The following is a 16,132-nucleotide window of genomic DNA, read 5'->3' on the forward strand; positions in this document are numbered from 1 at the left end:
CTGTCAAAGACGCGGCAGCCGTCGGGCTACGGGGTGCGGCGCCAGCCGCCCGCGGCGTGGATGCCCCCGTCGACGTGCACCGTCGTCCCGGTGACGAACCGCGCCAAGTCCCCGGCCAGGAACAGCGCGGCCCGCGCCGCGTCGGACGGCTCGCCCAACCGGCCGAGGGGCGGCAGCCGCACCGGCTCGTACGGCAGCGTCCCCTCCTGTACGAGTTCGCGCATCTGCAGTTCGCCCTCGGTGGGCAGGGCGTCCGGGGCGATGGCGTTGACCCGGATGCCGCGCGGAGCGAGCTCCAGCGCCAGCGACCTGGTCAGGCTCTCCAGCGCCGCCTTCATCGCCGCGTAGACCGCGAACCCGGGCGCCGCCTGGTGCGCCTCGCTGGAGGTCACGTTGATGATCGACGCGCCCTCGCCCATCAGCGGCAGCAGGTGCCGGATCATGCCGGTGACCTGGGTGAAGTTCTCCTCCACCAGGGTGCGCTCGCCCCGGACGGAGGTGTCGGCGAACGCCGCGCAGAACGTCCCGCCCGCGTTGTTGACCAGGACGTCCACCCGGCCCCACCGCTCACGGACGGCCTCGGCGAACACCCCCACGGCCACCTGGTCGCGCACGTCAAGCGTCATCGCCGGCTCGGCCCCTATGTCACCGGGCGGCGTGTCGCGGTCGCAGACCGCCACGTGGGCGCCGAAGTCGGCGAACGCCGCGGCGATGGCGTGTCCCAGGCCCCGCGCCGCCCCGGTGACCACCGCGACGCGCCCGGTGAGCAGGATCCCGTCGGGAGAAATGGCCGCCACGACCGACGACCCTATCCCGACCGCATAGAGTCGTCGGGTTCGCAGTCATCGTCAACAGGAGCGTTTCGTGGCACTCGAGAAGCCGGAAATCGACTTTCCGGAGGGCAACCCGCCCGCCGATCTGGAGATCGTCGACATCGTGGAGGGTGACGGCCCCGAGGCCAAGCCGGGCCACCAGGTCAGCGTCCACTACGTGGGCGTCGCCTTCTCGACCGGGGAGGAGTTCGACGCGTCGTGGAACCGCGGCCAGGCGTTCGACTTCCCGCTCGGCGGCGGGCGCGTCATCGCCGGCTGGGACCGCGGCGTCGCCGGCATGAAGGTCGGCGGCCGGCGCAAGCTGGTCATCCCGCCCCACCTGGGCTACGGCAACCGGGGCGCCGGGGCCGCCATCAAGCCGGGCGAGACGCTGATCTTCGTCGTCGACCTGCTGGCCGTCCGCTGACCCGCGTGCACGTCGGGGCGGGGTCCTTCGCGGCCCCGCCCCACGGCCCGGACGACCTCCAAGTGGGGAAATGTCGGCGTCTTGAGGCACCATAGGCGGTGTGCTACTGATCGAGGTGGTCCGGGCGTCCGAGGCGGTGACGCGCACGCCGGCCCGTCTGGGCAAGATCGGCCATCTGGCCGAGCTGCTCGGCCGGGTGAGCGCCGGCGAGGCGGAGATCGCCATCGCCTACCTCTCCGGTGAGCTGCCCCAGCGTCAGATCGGCGTCGGCTGGCGCAGCCTCCAGGACCTGCCGCAACCCAGGCTGGCCGCCATGGCCACGCTGACCGAGGTCGACGCGCGGCTGACCGCGATCAAGGCCGTGTCCGGGCAGGGTTCACAGGCTGCGCGCAGGGCGCTGGTGGGCGAGCTGTTCGCCGGTTTGACCAGCCAGGAGCAGGCGTTCATGCTGCGGCTGCTCGGCGGGGAGCTGCGCCAGGGCGCGCTCGACGGGGTGATGATCGAGGCCGTGGCGAAGGCGTCCGGCGCTCCGGCGGCCGACGTCCGGCGGGCACTCACCCTGCGCGGCTGGCTGCCCGCGGTGGGCGCGGCCGCGCTCGCGGGCGGAGTGACGGCGCTGCGGGCGTTCACGCTGGAGGTGGGGCGGGCGGTCTCGCCCATGCTGGCCGGCAGCGCGCCCAACGTCGCCGCCGCGCTCGACAAGGCGGGCGTCCCGGCCGCCCTGGAGTGGAAGCTCGACGGCATCCGGGTGCAGGCGCACCGCGCCGACGACGAGGTCAGGGTCTTCACCCGCACCCTCGACGACATCACCTCACAGGTGCCGGAGCTGGTGGAGGCGGTGCTGGGCCTGCCGTCCGCCGACCTCGTCCTCGACGGCGAGGTGATCGCGCTGCGTCCCGACGGGCGGCCGCACCCGTTCCAGGTGACGGCGAGCCGGGTGAGCAGCAAGCTCGACGTCGCGCGGCTGCGGGAGCGGACGCCGCTGAGCGTGTTCTTCTTCGACGCGCTGCGGGTCGGCGGGGCCGACCTGCTCGACCTGCCGTACGAGGAGCGGCAGCGGGTCCTCGGCCGCACGGTGCCCCCGGAGCTGCTCACGCCACACCTGGTCACGGGCGACGTGGCCGAGGCGGAGACGTTCTTCACCGACGTGGTCAAGGCCGGGCACGAGGGGCTGGTCGTCAAGTCGCTGTCCTCGCCGTACGCCGCGGGCCGCAGGGGGGCCGGCTGGGTGAAGGTCAAGCCCCGGCACACGCTCGACCTGGTCGTCCTGGCGGCCGAGTGGGGCCACGGGCGGCGCGAGGGCAGGCTGTCCAACCTCCACCTCGGCGCCCGCGACCCCGAGGGGGGCGGGTTCGTCATGCTGGGCAAGACATTCAAGGGCCTGACGGACGAGCTGCTGGCCTGGCAGACCGAGCGGTTCCTGGAGCTGGCCGACGGGCCGACCGACGCGTGGACGGTCACGGTGCGGCCGGAGCTGGTCGTGGAGATCGCCTTCGACGGGGTGCAGCGCTCGCCCCGCTATCCCGGCGGCATGGTGCTGCGGTTCGCCCGCGTGCTGCGATACCGGCCGGACAAACGGGCCGAGGACGCCGACACGGTGCAGACCGTACGCTCGCTGATGCTGTGAGCCTTCCCGGCCGGCGTCGCGGACGAACCGCCGCGGCGAACGCCCAGGTCAGCCGCGCTTGTCGAGTCGCTCATGGTCGTGCTCGACCGCCCCTACGTCGAGCCTGCTCTCCATCCGAGCGTGGTGCCGCATGGTGGCCCGTCCCTGTGAGGGAGTGCTCGGCGACGACGCGCACCTGCGAGGACGGCAAGAGCTTCCCTCCCTGCCGCTGCTCCCGCCGCTCTCCCACCCGACGGGGTGCGGGTGAACGCACCGTCGACGTACGACAGGCCTGAGCGCTGCGGGCCGCTCCGTCGCCCCCGAGGCCAGATCCGTGTCGCGTGGTCCATCGCGGCGTCGCCGCGTCGCACCCGACCCCACCCTCGGCGGCTGGCGCACCTTTCCCCTAATACGGGAAACCCGATTTCAGTATTGACACGCTTTGACGAAGATCCGTAACGTGTCAGGAAAGGGCGAAATGCGTCCTGCGGAAAGGAAAAGCGTGCGACGTAGACTGGCGCAAGCCGCTTCGACACTCCTGGCAGCAGTATTCCTGACAGCGGGAGGAACCTTCCTCACAGCCGCTTCCGCGCAAGCCGAAACCACGCACCGGGCAGAAGCTGCGGCCCCCGCCGCGGTCTGGGTGGACTACAAGAACTACGCGACTTACGAGGCCTGCCGTCAACAGGGCCGGGAAATGCTCGGCGGCGGCGTCGTCATAGCCTATGAGTGCGTGTACGACAGCCCGTTCTGGCTGCTTCGCGTTCGCATCGAATAGCCGAGAACATGCGGTAACCTAGGTCGATCGAGGGTGGCAGATCACCGATCTGCCACCCTCGATCAATTGCGGGCGATTATCTGTAAACGCTCAGCAGCCAGTACGGACTGTCCCACGAGCATTCATAATCCTTGATGATGCCAGCGTTCAGCAGCTCGCCTCCCTCGCGCTGACAGGCCGCATAGGTGGCGTAATTCTTGTACGGTGACCAGCCTGCCGCGGCGTGGGTCTGCCGCGTTGATTCGGCTTGCGCGGAAGCGGTCACAAGGAAAGCTCCGCCCGCCGTCAGGAATGCCGTTGCCAGGAGCGTTGAGGCTGCTTGCGTCAGTCTGCGTCGCACGCTGTTCCTTTCTGCAGGGCATCCGGATGTGCCCCACATTTCGGCCTTTGCCCGACACGCTACGGATCTTCACCAAGATCTGTCAACGCCGGTCGAGATCCTGCGGCGGCCCAGGGCAGCCGGGCCCGCAGGCCGTCGAGCACCCCGCCGCCGTCCGCGACCCGAAGGACGTCCGCGACTCGAAGGACTCGTCCACCGCGGCGTCCAGCGATCCAGGGCGCATGCAGTTCGCCCCTTCGGGCCGCCAGAGGCTCGACCGGCAGAGCGCTTGGCCCGCCGACTGCGAACCCCGGCCACCGGCCCGAACGTGACCAAGGGTGGAGCGGGCGAGGCGGCTTATGGCTGCGGCGAGGAAGATCCCGTTACCAAAGTGAGATACACCACTGAATGTTGTGTTATCTTGCCTTTACTAGCGGTTTGTCGCATATGTTCTTCCCCGTCGCGGGCTCCGTCCCGCTCGGACCGGCTGGTGGGCGTCCGTTCCTCCTCGCCCCGGTCGTTCTGAAGTCCTGTCCCCTAGCTAGGACCGTGGTTTTCCTTGGGCCAGCACTCGCGTACCGACACGTCCACGCAGAGCCCCGTCGCCCGCGCGACGGCACCGGGTAAGCGCCGTTGGGCCGCCGTGGCCGCGGGGGCTGCCGTCATCGCCGCCTCCACCACCGCCTGGGCTGCCGTCGGCAACGACGACACCTCCCAGGGCACCGCCGCCGCCGGGCTCCCGCCTCTAGCCGTGTCCCCCGGCACGTCCGCCTCCCGGCCCCAACCGTCAGCGGCCCCCACCACCACCAAGCCGTCCGCCACCGCTCCGGTCGAGACCTCCTCCCCGAACGGCGCCAAGCCCGCCCGGCTGTCCGCGAACGCCACCAAGCCGCTCTCCGGCTCGGCCCCCAAGGCCTCCGCCGGGAACAAGAGCGAGACGGTCAAGACCGAGAAGCAGGCGGCCAAGCCCCGAGCCCGCGTGCTCGCGCAGGGCCGTTGCGGCGCGTCGTTCTACAACGAGGGCCAGATGACGGCCAACGGCGAGCGCTTCAACCCGTCGGCGCTGACCGCCGCCCACAAGACCCTGCCGTTCGGCAGCAAGGTCCGCGTGACCAATCCCGCCAACGGCGACTCGGTGACCGTCCGCATCAACGACCGCGGGCCGTTCGTGGGCGGACGCTGCCTCGACCTGTCGGAAGCGGCCTTCTCCTCGATCGGCAACACCGGCGCGGGCGTCATGACGGTCAGGTACGAGGTCCTCGGGCGCTGACGGGAGCTACCAGATCGGCCGATGTCGGGCAGGCTCGGCTTCCGGCAACCGCCGCATGCCGATGGCGTGACTACTTCACCATGCGGAACGTCAGCGGATAGCGGAACGGGCTCTCCGAGAGCGCCGAGACGCCCCCCGCGATGGACAGCACGAATCCCCCCACCCAGATCACCGGGAGCAGCAGGATGCCGATCACGGTGAGCGGCAGCAGGATCGTCGCCGCCAGCATCGTGAGCTGGAAGTTGAGCGCCTCGACGGCGTGCCGGCGGATGTACGGGGAGGTCTTGCCGCCGGTCAGCATCAGGATCAGCGGGCCGGCGATCGGGAAGCCCACGGCCGCCAGCAGGTGGGCCGCGGACGCGCCGATCCGTTCGCCGCTCTCCGGCGGCGCCTCCGGCCGCCTCGGCGGCACCGGGTCGGGCCGGTGCACCGGCACCGCCTGCGTGCCGTACAGCTCCGTCATGATCGGCACCAGGTCACCGTGCGTGCGCGCGGTCATCGCGCGCTCCAGCCGCTCGTCGAACTCGAACTTGTCGAAGCGTCCCTCCGCGTAGGCTGCCTTGACGTGCTCGACGACGTGCTCGCGGTCCTGGTTGGTGACACGCAGGTGAGCCGGCGGCACCTGTCCCGGGCCCGCGGGTGTGGATACCCCAGCCATAACACCCATGCCTCTCCTTGGATCGGGCGGTCCCTTTCATACTGCTCCCAACCTCGGCTTTATGGACATCCGGAGGATCCCGGATGTGTCCCCTAGATCAACCCCGGGCGCACTCAAGCGTTTGACGGTATAAAAAGGATTCATGAGATGGCGAGACCGCTACGGCATCCGACGTCTACGCGGTCCTAAGATCGCGAAATTCGACCGTGAGGCCACCGACGCCGACATCGAAGCGCTCATCGCCTTCGCCCGATCGCGGCGTGGCGTCGAGTTCTATGTGGAACCGGAGACGTTCGCGACCGACACGACCGCCGTCGCGGTCGCCGACGACGGGGAGTGGACCCGGCGCCGGGTCGGTTCCCCGGCGGTGATCCACAAGGTGGCCCGCGACCTCGCCCTCCCCGTGTACGATGTCCAGCTCACCGGCTATCCCCCGCGGATGCGTGCCTACAACGAGCGCCGCCGCCGCGAAGGCGACCACCTCTGACCCACCGGCGGACCGTCGGCGGCGGGAGGACGCAACAGGACGCGGCAGGACACGGCCTCCCTAACATGACCACATGGTCATCGAAGAACGACTGCGTACCGACCGCGACCTCGGCGTCCTGCTCGACGCGGCGTTCGGGGAACTGGTGGCCCGCTACGGGCCCGAAGGACGATCGCAGGTCAGCGACGGCGCACGGTTTCTGGTCGCCGCCGTCGAGGGCCAGGCGGTCGGCTGCGGTGCCGTCCAGCGCATGGACGACCGCACCGGCGAGTTGAAGCGGATGTACGTCGTGCCGGGCCACCGGGGGCGCGGCATAGCACGTTCGCTGCTGCGCGCGCTGGAGGAACTGGCTCGCGAGCAGGGCTACCACCGGCTGCGGCTGGCGACCGGCGCACGGCAGCCCGAGGCCATCGCACTGTACGAGAAGTGCGACTACACCCGTGTGGAGCCGTACGGCAAGTACGTGCACGACCCCTTGAGCCGCTGCTACGAGAAGGCGCTGCCGGCATGAGGTCGCGTGGGCGCCGGCTCGGGTGCGATGGCCGGCCTGGCGGGTGTGTCGTTGTCCGTTGACCCTCCGCGTCGGCTGGGCCCGGCCCAGCTGGACGCGTGGGAGCAGGCGGCCGGATCGGCATGGGGCTCCTCGTCGAGGAGGGCGAGCAGGGGTGGCAGCCAGCCGGCGTGGGGAGCGCCCATGGCCGTGTCGAGCTCGGCGGGGGTCGGCAGTCGGCCGCGGAGCGTGCTGGGCGAGAGCAGGCTCTGCAGCGCGTGCATGAGCAGGTTGGCCATGGAGTAGGCCGGGTCGATGGCCAGGACGCGTTCGAGTGCGATCGTGGCCTGGGTGCTGTCGCCGCCGCGCCAGGCGGCCATGGCGAACAGCGTCGCGGCGGGTGGGGTGAAGCGGGGCTCCAGCCGGCGCATGAGGTCCTTCCACAGGCCGGCGTGCGAGTCGTCCATGAGGGTCCAGGCTTCGTCACGGACACGGATCACCGCCAGGTCGAGACCGAGACGAGCCGCCTCGACGTCGTCGATCCGCCCACCCTCGGCGTGGGCGGCCAGGGCGGCTCGGACGCGGACGAGACCGCGGCCGACGAACTCCCCGGCGAACCGGTCGGCACCGGCGCCTGAGCGCCCGACATCCGCCAGTCGCGTGCGCACCTCGGCGACGGCCTCGACAGTGGCACGGCGCATCGCCATCCGGACGGGGCCCGTGAGGGGGGCCAGGGTGCGTTCGAGAGCCCGGCGGTCGGGCAACGCCACCATGCCGCGGACCGTCGCCTCGGCCGCGACCCGGCCGGCGAAGGTGTCGTACGAGGTGCCCTGCGGCGGGCAGCAGCCGGAGCGGTCGCAGATGTAGGACCAGTAGCGGCCCTCGTGGGCGCGCAGCGCCTCCTCGACCCGCACGCGGGACTTGGCCGCTACGGCCCGCGCCTCGTCCACCGCGGGCGTGACCTGCCCACCGGGACCGTAGCCGACGACCACGATCCGCGTGACCCCCTCCCGCGCGAGCAGCGGGCCCAGGGGCGCGAGTGTGCCGGCGGGGAACGGGAGACTCCACCTGACCGCCAGTTGGACCCGGCCGTCGCCGGCGATGCCGACGACGATGAGACTGTCGGTCGGGTGGAAGCCCACCAGGTAGGGCACGGCGGCGAGGATGTCGGCGGGAGTGGCCAGCGTCAGGACGGGGTCGGTCGTGTCGGTCGTCATGGGCATGAGAGTGCCGGTGCCGGGGGCGGCCCCGTGGGGTCGAACGCGGTTCTGGGGATGATGCGCAGTGACAGCTGCCAGGCTGTGGAGAAGCGGCTCATGTTTCGCGGAAGCCGTCAGGTCCCGCAGGCGTTCGACCCCGAAGCCGCGGAGCCCGTACGGAGGTCGGCACGTGCTTCGGGCGCGGGTCACTCCGGCATGGTTCCGCCGCGAGGGTGATCAGCCGGCGGGGTGGGGGGAGAGGCGGTCGCGGACCATGAGGGCGGCGCCCGCCACCGCCGCCGGCATCAGCACGACCGAGACCAGCGGCACCAGGAACAGCAGGAACACCCCCACCCCGAACCCGAGCGCCGTCGACTTGTTCCCCCGGAGCAGGGCGAAGCGCTGCTTGCGGGCCATGCCCCGCCGTTCGAGGGACAGGGTCGTCAGCTCCACGGTGAGGAAGAAGCCGGAGACCGCCGCCCCCAGCACCGGCACCACCGTCTGCCCCACCACGGGCACGAAGCCCAGCGCGAACAGCGGAACCGTGAACAGCAGCACGTAGCCGAGCGTCACCAGGCTGTCCTTGACGGACCGCGGCAGCGAGCGCCACCACGGCTCGTCCGTCTCACCGGGCAGCGGGTCCACCGCCCCGGAGAGCTTCTCGTAGAACGGGTCGCCGATGGCCAGCGTCACGGCCGTGAACGTCACCACGGCCAGCGCCAGCCCGCCCAGGAAGAGCGCGATCGCCAGCATCACCCGGAACGCCTCGCGCCACGCCCACGTGTCGGCGAACGGCGTGAACGTCTCCGCGAGCGACAGCGCGTTCGTCCCCAGGTAGATCAGCACGGCGGCGTAGATCGCGAAAGCGATCACCGCCGGGATCAGCCCGAACAGCCACCAGCGACCGTTCGCGGCCACCCATCTCATCCCCTGGAAGAAGAAGCCCACGCCCGCCAGGAAGTCACGCACTGATCGCATGCCCGGCAGGCTAGCGCCAGAACGACGTCACCGCGTAGCCGAGCTCCTCGAACAGGTGACGGACGAGCGGCAGGGAGATGCCCAGGACGTTGCCGTGGTCACCCTCGATGCTCTCCACGAACCACCCGCCGCGCCCCTCGATGCTGAACGCGCCGGCCAACCCGAGCGGCTCGCCCGTGTCGGCGTAGGCGGTGATCTCCTCGTCGGCCGGCCGGCCGAACCGGATCACGGTGGTGGCCACCTCGGCGACCTGCCGGCCGGCCGCCACGTCGACGACGCAGTGGCCGGTGACCAGGCGGCCCGTGCGGCCTCGCATGATGCGCCACCGTTCGACGACCTCGTCCTTGTCGGCGGGCTTGCCGTACGGGCGCCCGTCCAGCTCCAGGATGGAGTCGCAGCCGATGACCAGCCCCTCCTCCAGGCCGCTCGCGACCGCCGCCGCCTTGGCCTTCGCCAGCACGAGGCTGAGCGCGGCCGGTGAATGGGCGGAGTAGGCGTCCTCGTCGACCCCGCTGACGATCACCTTGGGGTCGAGGCCGGCGCTGCGCAGGAGGGCGAGACGGGCGGGCGAGGCTGAGGCCAGAACGATCACCGTCCCAGCTTACCGGTCACCACCGGCGCCGCCGCTGGGGCCACCGCCGCGGCGCCGGCGGGCCGACTCACCTCACGCGGAGGCGGGGCGTCACGGCGCCAGCGGGTCGCCGTAGCCGCCTGTCGCGCCGGGGAGGACCTCGCCGTACGGGCTGGGGCCGGCGGGGAAGGGGTCGCCGTAGCCGTGCTGGTACCCGGTCGGGCCGTAGATGTCGGCCAGCAGATCGGCCACCACGGCGCGCACGTCGTCGGGCAGGGCCGTGGACTCCCGGGCGAGGAGGGCGGCGACCTCCTCGGCGTCCATGTCGTGATCGCCGGCCTGGGTCGCCAGGAGTGTCATGACCATGGGGGCGGTCAGGGGGAGGATCTTCATGACGGCGGCGGGGTCGACGCCGGCCAGTCGGGAGACCACGGTCGTGGCCTGTTCCATGCCGCGGCCGCCGAGGACGTGGCCGAGAATGTTCTGGCCGTCGCGCATGAGGGAGGCGACGTCGCCGTTGAAGGGGTCGGCGTCGGCGTGGTCGTCCAGCGCGGCGCGCAGCGCCTCCGCGCCGTCGAGGTCGCCGGCGTTGCGGGCGAGGCCGCCGACGATGGTGCCGGAGACCGTCTGCAGCACGGTCCGCGCGGTGGGCTGGTCGGTGCCGAGCATCCCGGCGATCTGTTCCATGCCGGGGTCGCCGAGCCGGGCGAGAAGCTCCTCGTGCAGTGTCATGGGAGCCCCCTCTCCTCTCCGGGGCACTTCCCACCGCTAAATCCCTCTATATCCCTATTTCCGCTAATTCTCGGGAAAGCCGGCACCCGGCCCCGGGCGTACTCCCCGACTCAACGACCTGAGCTTCGGACCGGAGCCCGTCCTAGGCGCCGACCGGGACGCTCCCCCGCGCCAGCCCCGCCGCCGCGTAGGCGTCGGCCTCGTCGAGGGTCTCGTGCTGCAGCAGCGCCTCGACGATCGCCTCCAGCTTGTCGCGGTTGTCGCGCAGCACCTGGAGCGCCCGTTCGTAGCACTCGTCCACGATCCGCCGCGCCTCCTCGTCCACCAGCGCCAGCGTGGCGGGCGAGGCCTGCGGCTGCTGACCGTCGGACGGCAGGATGGTCAGCGGGCCGACCTTCTGCGACATGCCCCAGCGGCCCACCATGCCGCGGGCGATCATGGTCACCTGTTCGAGGTCGCTCTCCGCGCCGGTGGTGATCACGCCGAACACCACCTCCTCGGCCGCCATCCCGCCGAGCGCCCCGGCGATGCGCCCGCGGAGGTACTGCTCGTCGTAGGCGTAGCGGTCGCTGTCGGGGGTGGACAGCGTGACGCCGAGCGCCCGGCCGCGGGGGATGATCGAAATCTTCCTGACCGGGTCGGCGCCGGGCTGCAGCATGCCGAGCAGCGCGTGGCCCGCCTCGTGGAAGGCGGTGCGCCTGCGCTCCTCCTCCGGCATCACGATGCTGCGGGCGGCACCGAGCTGCAGCTTCTCCAGCGCGTCGGCGAAGTCGACGCCGGTGACCTTCTCCTTGCCGCGCTTGGCGGCGAGCAGCGCCGCCTCGTTGACGAGGTTGGCGAGGTCGGCGCCGGTCATGCCGGGCGTGGTGCGGGCGATCTGCTCAAGGCTGACCGCTTCGTCCATCGGCACGCCGCGGGTGTGCACCCCGAGGATCGCGATGCGGCCGGCGGCGTCGGGCAGGCCGACCTGGACCGTGCGGTCGAACCGGCCTGGCCGCAGCAGGGCCGGGTCGAGGACCTCGGGCCGGTTGGTGGCCCCGATGACGATGACGCCCTCGGCTCCGGAGAAGCCGTCCATCTCGGTGAGGATCTGGTTGAGCGTCTGCTCGCGCTCGTCGTGGCCGCCGATGCCGCCCGCTCCGCCCCGCGCGCGGCCGATCGCGTCGATCTCGTCGATGAAGACGATGGACGGCGCCACCTTGCGCGCCTCCTCGAACAGGTCGCGCACCCGCGAGGCGCCCACGCCGACGATCATCTCGATGAACTCCGACGCGCTCGCCGAGAAGAACGGCACCTTCGCCTCACCGGCGACGGCCCTCGCGAGCAGCGTCTTGCCGGTGCCGGGCGGGCCGGCGAGCAGCACGCCCTTGGGCAGCTTCGCGCCGAGTCGGCGGTACTTGCCGGGGTCCTTGAGGTAGTCGACGATCTCGACCAGCTCGTTCTCGACCTCGTCGATGCCCGCCACGTCCTCGAACGTGACCCGCACCTTGGCCGCCTCGACCGGCTTGGCGGACTTGGACTTGCCGAGCCCGCCCAGCCCGCCGCCGCCCATCATGCCGGCGCCGCGGCGCATGATCCAGATCCACAGCGCGGCGAGCAGCAGCACGGGCAGCAGCGACAGCAGCAGGTTGAGGAAGAAGCCGCGGCCACCGCTGATCGGCTCGGCCTTGATGTCGACGCCGGCCGTCTGGAGCTGCTGCGAGAGCTGCTCGGTGTTGGCGAACGCCGGGATCTCGGTGGTGAACTGGGTGTACGCCTGGTTGCCGCTGTCGGGGTCCTTGGCCGCCGTCCTCAGATCACCCTCGACGGACAGGCCGGTGGCGTAGATCTCCTTGACGTTCTTGGCGTTCACCTGCTGCACGAACTGGGTGTAGGAGATGGTCTCCACCTGTCCGCTGTCGGTGAACGACGAGACGAGGAAGAACGCCGCGTACACCACGAAAAGGGTGGCGGCGAACCGCCACCAGTTGATCTTGGGTCGTCCGCCGGGGGTGCCGGGGAGGCCTTCGGCCCGCCACGGCGGCTTGGACTTGCCCTTGTTGTCGGGCGCCTTCGGCGTCCCGGTGCGACGGTCCGGCGGCTGCGGCGTTTCCGAGCGTTCCACGGCGTCACTCCCCACCTCGCCGCAATAATGATCTTCTACCCTAGGGCACGTACTCCGGACACGACGCGGGTGATGTCGCGCCAGCGCTTCTTCTGTGCGTCGGGCACAGTGACGAACGCCAGACCGGGCTTGGACATTCCCCCGTCGACCACGGCCACCGCCGCCCGCGAGCTGCGCTTGCCGTAGGTGACGTGGTAGGCGAGCATCCAGCCGCCCTTGACCGGCTGTGAGGCCAGCCACCTGACCGTGGCGTCCTTCGGGTGGTGGTTGAGCGTCCAGCGGGCCGCCAGCAGCGCCGTGTCGCGGGGGTGCCGCTGCGCCTCGATGGGGAGCGGGCAGGTCGCGACCATGCCGCGCAGTTTGGAGCCGCGCGTCTTGGGGAGCACCTGCCTGCTGGTGAACGGGGCCGGCCCGTACGTCTTCCACGGACGGCCCAGCCGCGGGACGGCCAGCCCGCTCCGCCTGTCCCTGATCACGTGCTTGCCGGGGCCGCGCAACGGGATGCGCGCGACCTTCGCCGGCAGCCGGGGCAGCCGGGCGTCGGCGTACAGGGCCTCCATGGCCGTGTAGCCGGGCGCCAGCGACGCTCCGGGCGTGGGCGTGGGCCGGGGAGTGGCCGACGCGACGCTGCCGGAGAAGGCGGGGCCCGACGCCGTGGGGTGCGGCGAGGCAGAGGGGGAGGTGGCGGGGGAGGTGGCGAGCGGGGTCGCCGCGGCGGCGGTGGCCGCGACCGCCTGCGAGGGCGTGGCCGAGGCTGCGGGGTCGGGGCCGGACGAGGACGGCGGGGTCGATGGCGCGGCGATCGGCCCCGCGGCGACCTCGTCCGGCTCCTGCGGGAGCACGAAGACCAGCGCGACGGCGGCGACCACCACCGTCACGACCACGGCCAGCCCCCGGTAGATGACCCGCATCGGCAGATCACCGATCCGGGAGCGCCTGGGCGGAGAGGCAGGGGTCCCCGGTCTCACGGTCGCTTTCCCAGGGGCCCCTTCGGTCCCAACTTCCCCATCGAGCACGAGCGGAGCGTACGACATATCCAGCCATTCCGCTTATGAAGCAACCGAAGTGCAATCATGAAGCTCGTGGAACAGGTGGAGCTGTGCCCGTGCGGCGACGACCTGCTGCTGCTCACCGGGCCGAGCATGGACCTGGACGGCCGGGTGCGCGTGCTGTGCTGACCGGCCGCGGCCTCACGAACGCGCCAGCCGCCCGTACCGCCAGGGCGCCTCGGCCACGAACGTGCACGAGCCCGGCTCGATCTCGGTGAAGCCGGCGTCGCGCACCACGGGCAGCCCCGCCGCGACCTTGGCCGCGAAGTCGTCCCGGCCCGCGGTGCGCACGTGGACCGCCAGGCCGGCGGACCGCCAGGCCGCTCGCTCGGCCGGGCCACTGGCCCACCAGGCGAGCTGGGCGGCGTGCCCGGCCTGGGCCATGGCCTTGCCCGCCGACATGGCCAGGCTCGGGTTCTCCCACAGCACGGGCACTCCCGTCGTGATCGAGCCCGGCTCGCCGGTGTCGACCAGCTCGGTGCCCGACACCTGCAGCCGCGCGAGGTCGCGCGGCCAGTCGTCGAGCGGCACGGGCGGATGGACCCGCACCTCGGCCGTGCGGTGCCCGAGGGTACGGCCCGGCAGCGCGATGGCCCGGCGCCACTCGGCGCCCCTGGCCCGGCGCACCACCTTGCGGATCTTCCCCGTGGACTCCCAGGCGTGCACCTCGCCGGCCCACTCCCCCGGGTCGTCGAGCAGGCTCAGCACGGCCATCGCGGCCGTCTCCAGCGCGTCGGTGCGCTCGGGCGGCGCGCTCCTCTCGATCCGCACCACCAGGGGCAGGACCATCAACTCGGTGTCGTTCATCGGCTCCCAGCATGCCTGATGGCCGGCAGCCGGGCCCCCGCCGTGCGGACGAAGATCCCCACCTACAGTATGCCTCTATGGGGGGATGGAAGCCGGTAAGTCCATTTGAGGAGCAGCTGCACGCCGCCGTCACCGCGGGCGAGCCGGCCCGGGGACTGGCCCTGCTGCGCGACGCCGACTTCGCGCTGCCGGTCACCGAGGCCGCGGCGGCCGGGCGGGAGCAGCCGGTCTGGGCGACCATGGACAGCGGCGGGCGCACCTGGGTCGCCGCGTTCACCTCGGTGGAGGCCATGCGGGCGATCACCGGATTCGCGACCTACCGGGTCAGCTCCCTCGTCGAGCTCGCCTCGGTGTGGCCGAACCCGCACTGGGGACTGGCGGTCAACCCCGGCCTGCCGATCGGCTTCCCGCTGGAGTCGGGGACGCTCGCCCGGCTCGCCGTCCCCACCATGGCCCAGGACCTCGTCCTCGACCCCGCATCCGGCCTGCCGGTCGTGCAGAAGCTGCTGGGGCCCGCCGATCTGCACGCGCTGCTCGGTGACGGCGAGAACCGGGTGTCGGGCTACTGCCACCACGCGCTGGACGTCGCGCACATCGCCACTCCCACGCTGCTGGCACGTGCCCTGGGGCAGCCGGAGATGGTGACGCCCGACGGTTCGGTCAACATCCTGCGCTGGCGGGCGGCCGGGCCCGCGCTCTACCGCACGCCGTACGGGGCGCTGGACGAGGAGGGCATGGCCGCGGTGGCCGGATGGGTGGTCGAGGAGCCGCCCTTCGTCGGCCTCGGCCTGGTGCCCAGCCAGGTGATCCGCGAGTACAAGGTCGACGGTGTGCTCCTCACGCACGGCGCCCAGATCGTGGAGCTCACGGTCGAGGGCGCCGAGATGCGCCGCGCCGTCCACGACGGCGACACCGGACGATGGTTCCTCGTGCAGCGCAGGCCACGCGAGGGGACCGCGTGACCTGGTCCGGGTACCGGGCCCGCTGGCGGGGCGTGGACTACGAGGCCACGCCGGACCCAGGCGACGACGGCCTGTGGCTGCGCCTGCGCGCCCCGGCGGCCGCCGAGGGGTTCGAGGAGGTGGAGCCCGGGCGCTTCGTCCGGGCCGTGCCGGCCGCCGAGTGCGAGTGGGCGGTCTTCGTCACGACGGTCTGCGAGTGGCGGGGCGAGCCGTTCCAGGTGTACGGCGAGCGGGACGGCGACCTGCTGCTGGAGTACGTGGGCGGACGGGTCACCGTGGCCCGGCGGCTCGGGCTGGAACGGGTGGAGCGCGGCGTGCACCGCGGCCGGGCACCCCGGCACGAGGTGACCGCCCTCCGGCAGCATGCCGTCCCTTTGTGACGTATACGTTTTCCGTCTACCCCTTGTGCAGTTTGTTAACTTTTTGGAAAATCAGGGGTAGAAGTGGAATTTGTGTCTGCTGGTGTCGGGGTGGAGCGTTGGAGTTCGGATCACCGGAAGCCGCGGGGATGCAGGCGTACGCGGACGAGCTGCGCGCGATGTTCATGCGCATGCAGGACGAAGGCCTGGAGCTGCACAGGAAGGCCCGTGCCGTCCAGGTGACGGAGACCTCGCCCGACGGCCTGGTGTCGGCCACCGTGGGTCCGCGCGGCGACCTCGTCCGGCTTGATCTCGACCCGCGCCTCTACCGCCGTCCCGACTCCCGCCAGCTCGCGGACACGATCACGGAGACCATCGCCCGTGCCGCCGCCAAGGCGCGCGAGCGCGTCATCGAGATCTTCGAGCCCGTGATCCCGCCCGAGCAGATGGCGGCCCACATCGACGGAGACGTCGAGACCGCGATGCGACAGCTCGCGGAGCGTATGACCGGGGAGAGGTGAACG

The 16,132-nt window shown here is 71.7% G+C and carries 21 protein-coding genes; 10 read left to right on the plus strand and 11 right to left on the minus strand.

All coding sequences use genetic code 11. From position 1 onward, the window contains the following. Positions 1-26: 26 nt before the first annotated feature. Entirely contained in the window at positions 27-797 is a 771-nt protein-coding gene (locus ACGF0J_RS26545) for an SDR family NAD(P)-dependent oxidoreductase (RefSeq protein ID WP_393149771.1), read from the minus strand. 67 nt (positions 798-864) lie between these two features. On the opposite strand from ACGF0J_RS26545, the gene ACGF0J_RS26550 reads away from it, so the two are divergent. The 3 genes from ACGF0J_RS26550 (at position 865) to ACGF0J_RS26560 (ending at position 3,623) form a co-directional block, all read left to right on the plus strand. Then, positions 865-1,239, plus strand: a complete 375-nt coding sequence (locus ACGF0J_RS26550; protein WP_393149773.1) for an FKBP-type peptidyl-prolyl cis-trans isomerase — start codon at positions 865-867, stop codon at positions 1,237-1,239. A gap of 100 nt (positions 1,240-1,339) precedes the next feature. Further along, positions 1,340-2,866, plus strand: a complete 1,527-nt coding sequence (locus tag ACGF0J_RS26555) for an ATP-dependent DNA ligase (RefSeq protein ID WP_393149775.1) — start codon at positions 1,340-1,342, stop codon at positions 2,864-2,866. A 421-nt stretch (positions 2,867-3,287) separates the two neighbouring features. Further along, complete coding sequence (locus ACGF0J_RS26560; protein WP_393149777.1) at positions 3,288-3,623, plus strand: hypothetical protein; 336 nt, start codon at positions 3,288-3,290, stop codon at positions 3,621-3,623. Positions 3,624-3,699: 76 nt separating this feature from the next. Here ACGF0J_RS26560 and ACGF0J_RS26565 read toward each other — a convergent pair whose 3' ends face one another. Further along, positions 3,700-3,963 (minus strand): hypothetical protein, encoded by a 264-nt coding sequence (locus tag ACGF0J_RS26565; protein ID WP_393149779.1) that lies wholly within the window; start codon positions 3,961-3,963, stop codon positions 3,700-3,702. A gap of 82 nt (positions 3,964-4,045) precedes the next feature. Further along, complete coding sequence (locus tag ACGF0J_RS26570) at positions 4,046-4,186, minus strand: hypothetical protein (RefSeq protein WP_393149781.1); 141 nt, start codon at positions 4,184-4,186, stop codon at positions 4,046-4,048. A 399-nt stretch (positions 4,187-4,585) separates the two neighbouring features. On the opposite strand from ACGF0J_RS26570, the gene ACGF0J_RS26575 reads away from it, so the two are divergent. Beyond that, positions 4,586-5,212, plus strand: coding sequence for a septal ring lytic transglycosylase RlpA family protein (locus tag ACGF0J_RS26575; protein WP_393149783.1), 627 nt, complete (start codon positions 4,586-4,588; stop codon positions 5,210-5,212). A 70-nt stretch (positions 5,213-5,282) separates the two neighbouring features. On the opposite strand, the gene ACGF0J_RS26580 is transcribed toward ACGF0J_RS26575, so the two are convergent. Beyond that, positions 5,283-5,870, minus strand: coding sequence for a DUF1707 and DUF4870 domain-containing protein (locus ACGF0J_RS26580; protein WP_393149785.1), 588 nt, complete (start codon positions 5,868-5,870; stop codon positions 5,283-5,285). A gap of 142 nt (positions 5,871-6,012) precedes the next feature. On the opposite strand from ACGF0J_RS26580, the gene ACGF0J_RS26585 reads away from it, so the two are divergent. Both ACGF0J_RS26585 and ACGF0J_RS26590 read left to right on the plus strand, forming a co-directional pair. After that, positions 6,013-6,357 carry a hypothetical protein gene (locus ACGF0J_RS26585; RefSeq protein WP_393149787.1) on the plus strand — a complete coding sequence of 115 codons (345 nt, stop codon included), beginning with the start codon at positions 6,013-6,015 and terminating at the stop codon, positions 6,355-6,357. Positions 6,358-6,430: 73 nt separating this feature from the next. Beyond that, positions 6,431-6,868 (plus strand): GNAT family N-acetyltransferase, encoded by a 438-nt coding sequence (locus ACGF0J_RS26590; RefSeq protein WP_393149789.1) that lies wholly within the window; start codon positions 6,431-6,433, stop codon positions 6,866-6,868. Here ACGF0J_RS26590 and ACGF0J_RS26595 read toward each other — a convergent pair. The 6 genes from ACGF0J_RS26595 to ACGF0J_RS26620 all read right to left on the minus strand — a co-directional run bounded on the left by ACGF0J_RS26595 (position 6,844) and on the right by ACGF0J_RS26620 (position 13,342). After that, a complete protein-coding gene (locus ACGF0J_RS26595) occupies positions 6,844-8,064 on the minus strand; it encodes a DUF4192 domain-containing protein (RefSeq protein WP_393149790.1) in 1,221 nt (406 codons plus the stop codon). The genes ACGF0J_RS26590 and ACGF0J_RS26595 overlap by 25 nt on opposite strands. Positions 8,065-8,283: 219 nt before the next feature. After that, positions 8,284-9,024 (minus strand): EI24 domain-containing protein, encoded by a 741-nt coding sequence (locus ACGF0J_RS26600; RefSeq protein WP_393149792.1) that lies wholly within the window; start codon positions 9,022-9,024, stop codon positions 8,284-8,286. Between the two features lie 10 nt (positions 9,025-9,034). Further along, positions 9,035-9,616 carry a Maf family protein gene (locus ACGF0J_RS26605; RefSeq protein ID WP_393149794.1) on the minus strand — a complete coding sequence of 194 codons (582 nt, stop codon included), beginning with the start codon at positions 9,614-9,616 and terminating at the stop codon, positions 9,035-9,037. Positions 9,617-9,706: 90 nt separating this feature from the next. Beyond that, complete coding sequence (locus ACGF0J_RS26610) at positions 9,707-10,327, minus strand: DUF937 domain-containing protein (RefSeq protein WP_393149796.1); 621 nt, start codon at positions 10,325-10,327, stop codon at positions 9,707-9,709. A gap of 142 nt (positions 10,328-10,469) precedes the next feature. Then, the gene (gene ftsH, locus ACGF0J_RS26615) at positions 10,470-12,431 is read right to left on the minus strand and encodes an ATP-dependent zinc metalloprotease FtsH (protein ID WP_393149797.1); all 1,962 of its coding nucleotides are present in this window, start codon (positions 12,429-12,431) and stop codon (positions 10,470-10,472) included. Between the two features lie 35 nt (positions 12,432-12,466). Further along, positions 12,467-13,342, minus strand: coding sequence for a hypothetical protein (locus ACGF0J_RS26620; RefSeq protein ID WP_393149799.1), 876 nt, complete (start codon positions 13,340-13,342; stop codon positions 12,467-12,469). 162 nt (positions 13,343-13,504) lie between these two features. Here ACGF0J_RS26620 and ACGF0J_RS26625 point away from each other — a divergent pair, with 162 nt between their 5' ends. Then, positions 13,505-13,609 carry a DUF3616 domain-containing protein gene (locus ACGF0J_RS26625; protein ID WP_393149801.1) on the plus strand — a complete coding sequence of 35 codons (105 nt, stop codon included), beginning with the start codon at positions 13,505-13,507 and terminating at the stop codon, positions 13,607-13,609. Between the two features lie 12 nt (positions 13,610-13,621). Here the strand turns inward: ACGF0J_RS26625 and ACGF0J_RS26630 are convergent, their stop codons facing one another. Next, entirely contained in the window at positions 13,622-14,287 is a 666-nt protein-coding gene (locus ACGF0J_RS26630) for a peptidyl-tRNA hydrolase (RefSeq protein ID WP_393149803.1), read from the minus strand. 77 nt (positions 14,288-14,364) lie between these two features. Between ACGF0J_RS26630 and ACGF0J_RS26635 the strand changes: the two genes are divergently transcribed. The 3 genes from ACGF0J_RS26635 (at position 14,365) to ACGF0J_RS26645 (ending at position 16,129) form a co-directional block, all read left to right on the plus strand. Beyond that, the gene (locus tag ACGF0J_RS26635; RefSeq protein ID WP_393149805.1) at positions 14,365-15,249 is read left to right on the plus strand and encodes an SseB family protein; all 885 of its coding nucleotides are present in this window, start codon (positions 14,365-14,367) and stop codon (positions 15,247-15,249) included. Then, on the plus strand, positions 15,246-15,629 hold the full coding sequence (locus ACGF0J_RS26640) for a hypothetical protein (RefSeq protein WP_393149807.1): 384 nt from the start codon (positions 15,246-15,248) through the stop codon (positions 15,627-15,629). The genes ACGF0J_RS26635 and ACGF0J_RS26640 overlap by 4 nt, the downstream gene beginning before the upstream one ends. A 98-nt stretch (positions 15,630-15,727) precedes the next feature. After that, a complete protein-coding gene (locus ACGF0J_RS26645; protein WP_393149809.1) occupies positions 15,728-16,129 on the plus strand; it encodes a YbaB/EbfC family nucleoid-associated protein in 402 nt (133 codons plus the stop codon). Positions 16,130-16,132 lie beyond the last annotated feature (3 nt).

The sequence above is a fragment of the Nonomuraea sp. NPDC047897 genome (assembly GCF_043204415.1).
Taxonomy (GTDB): Bacteria; Actinomycetota; Actinomycetes; order Streptosporangiales; family Streptosporangiaceae; genus Nonomuraea.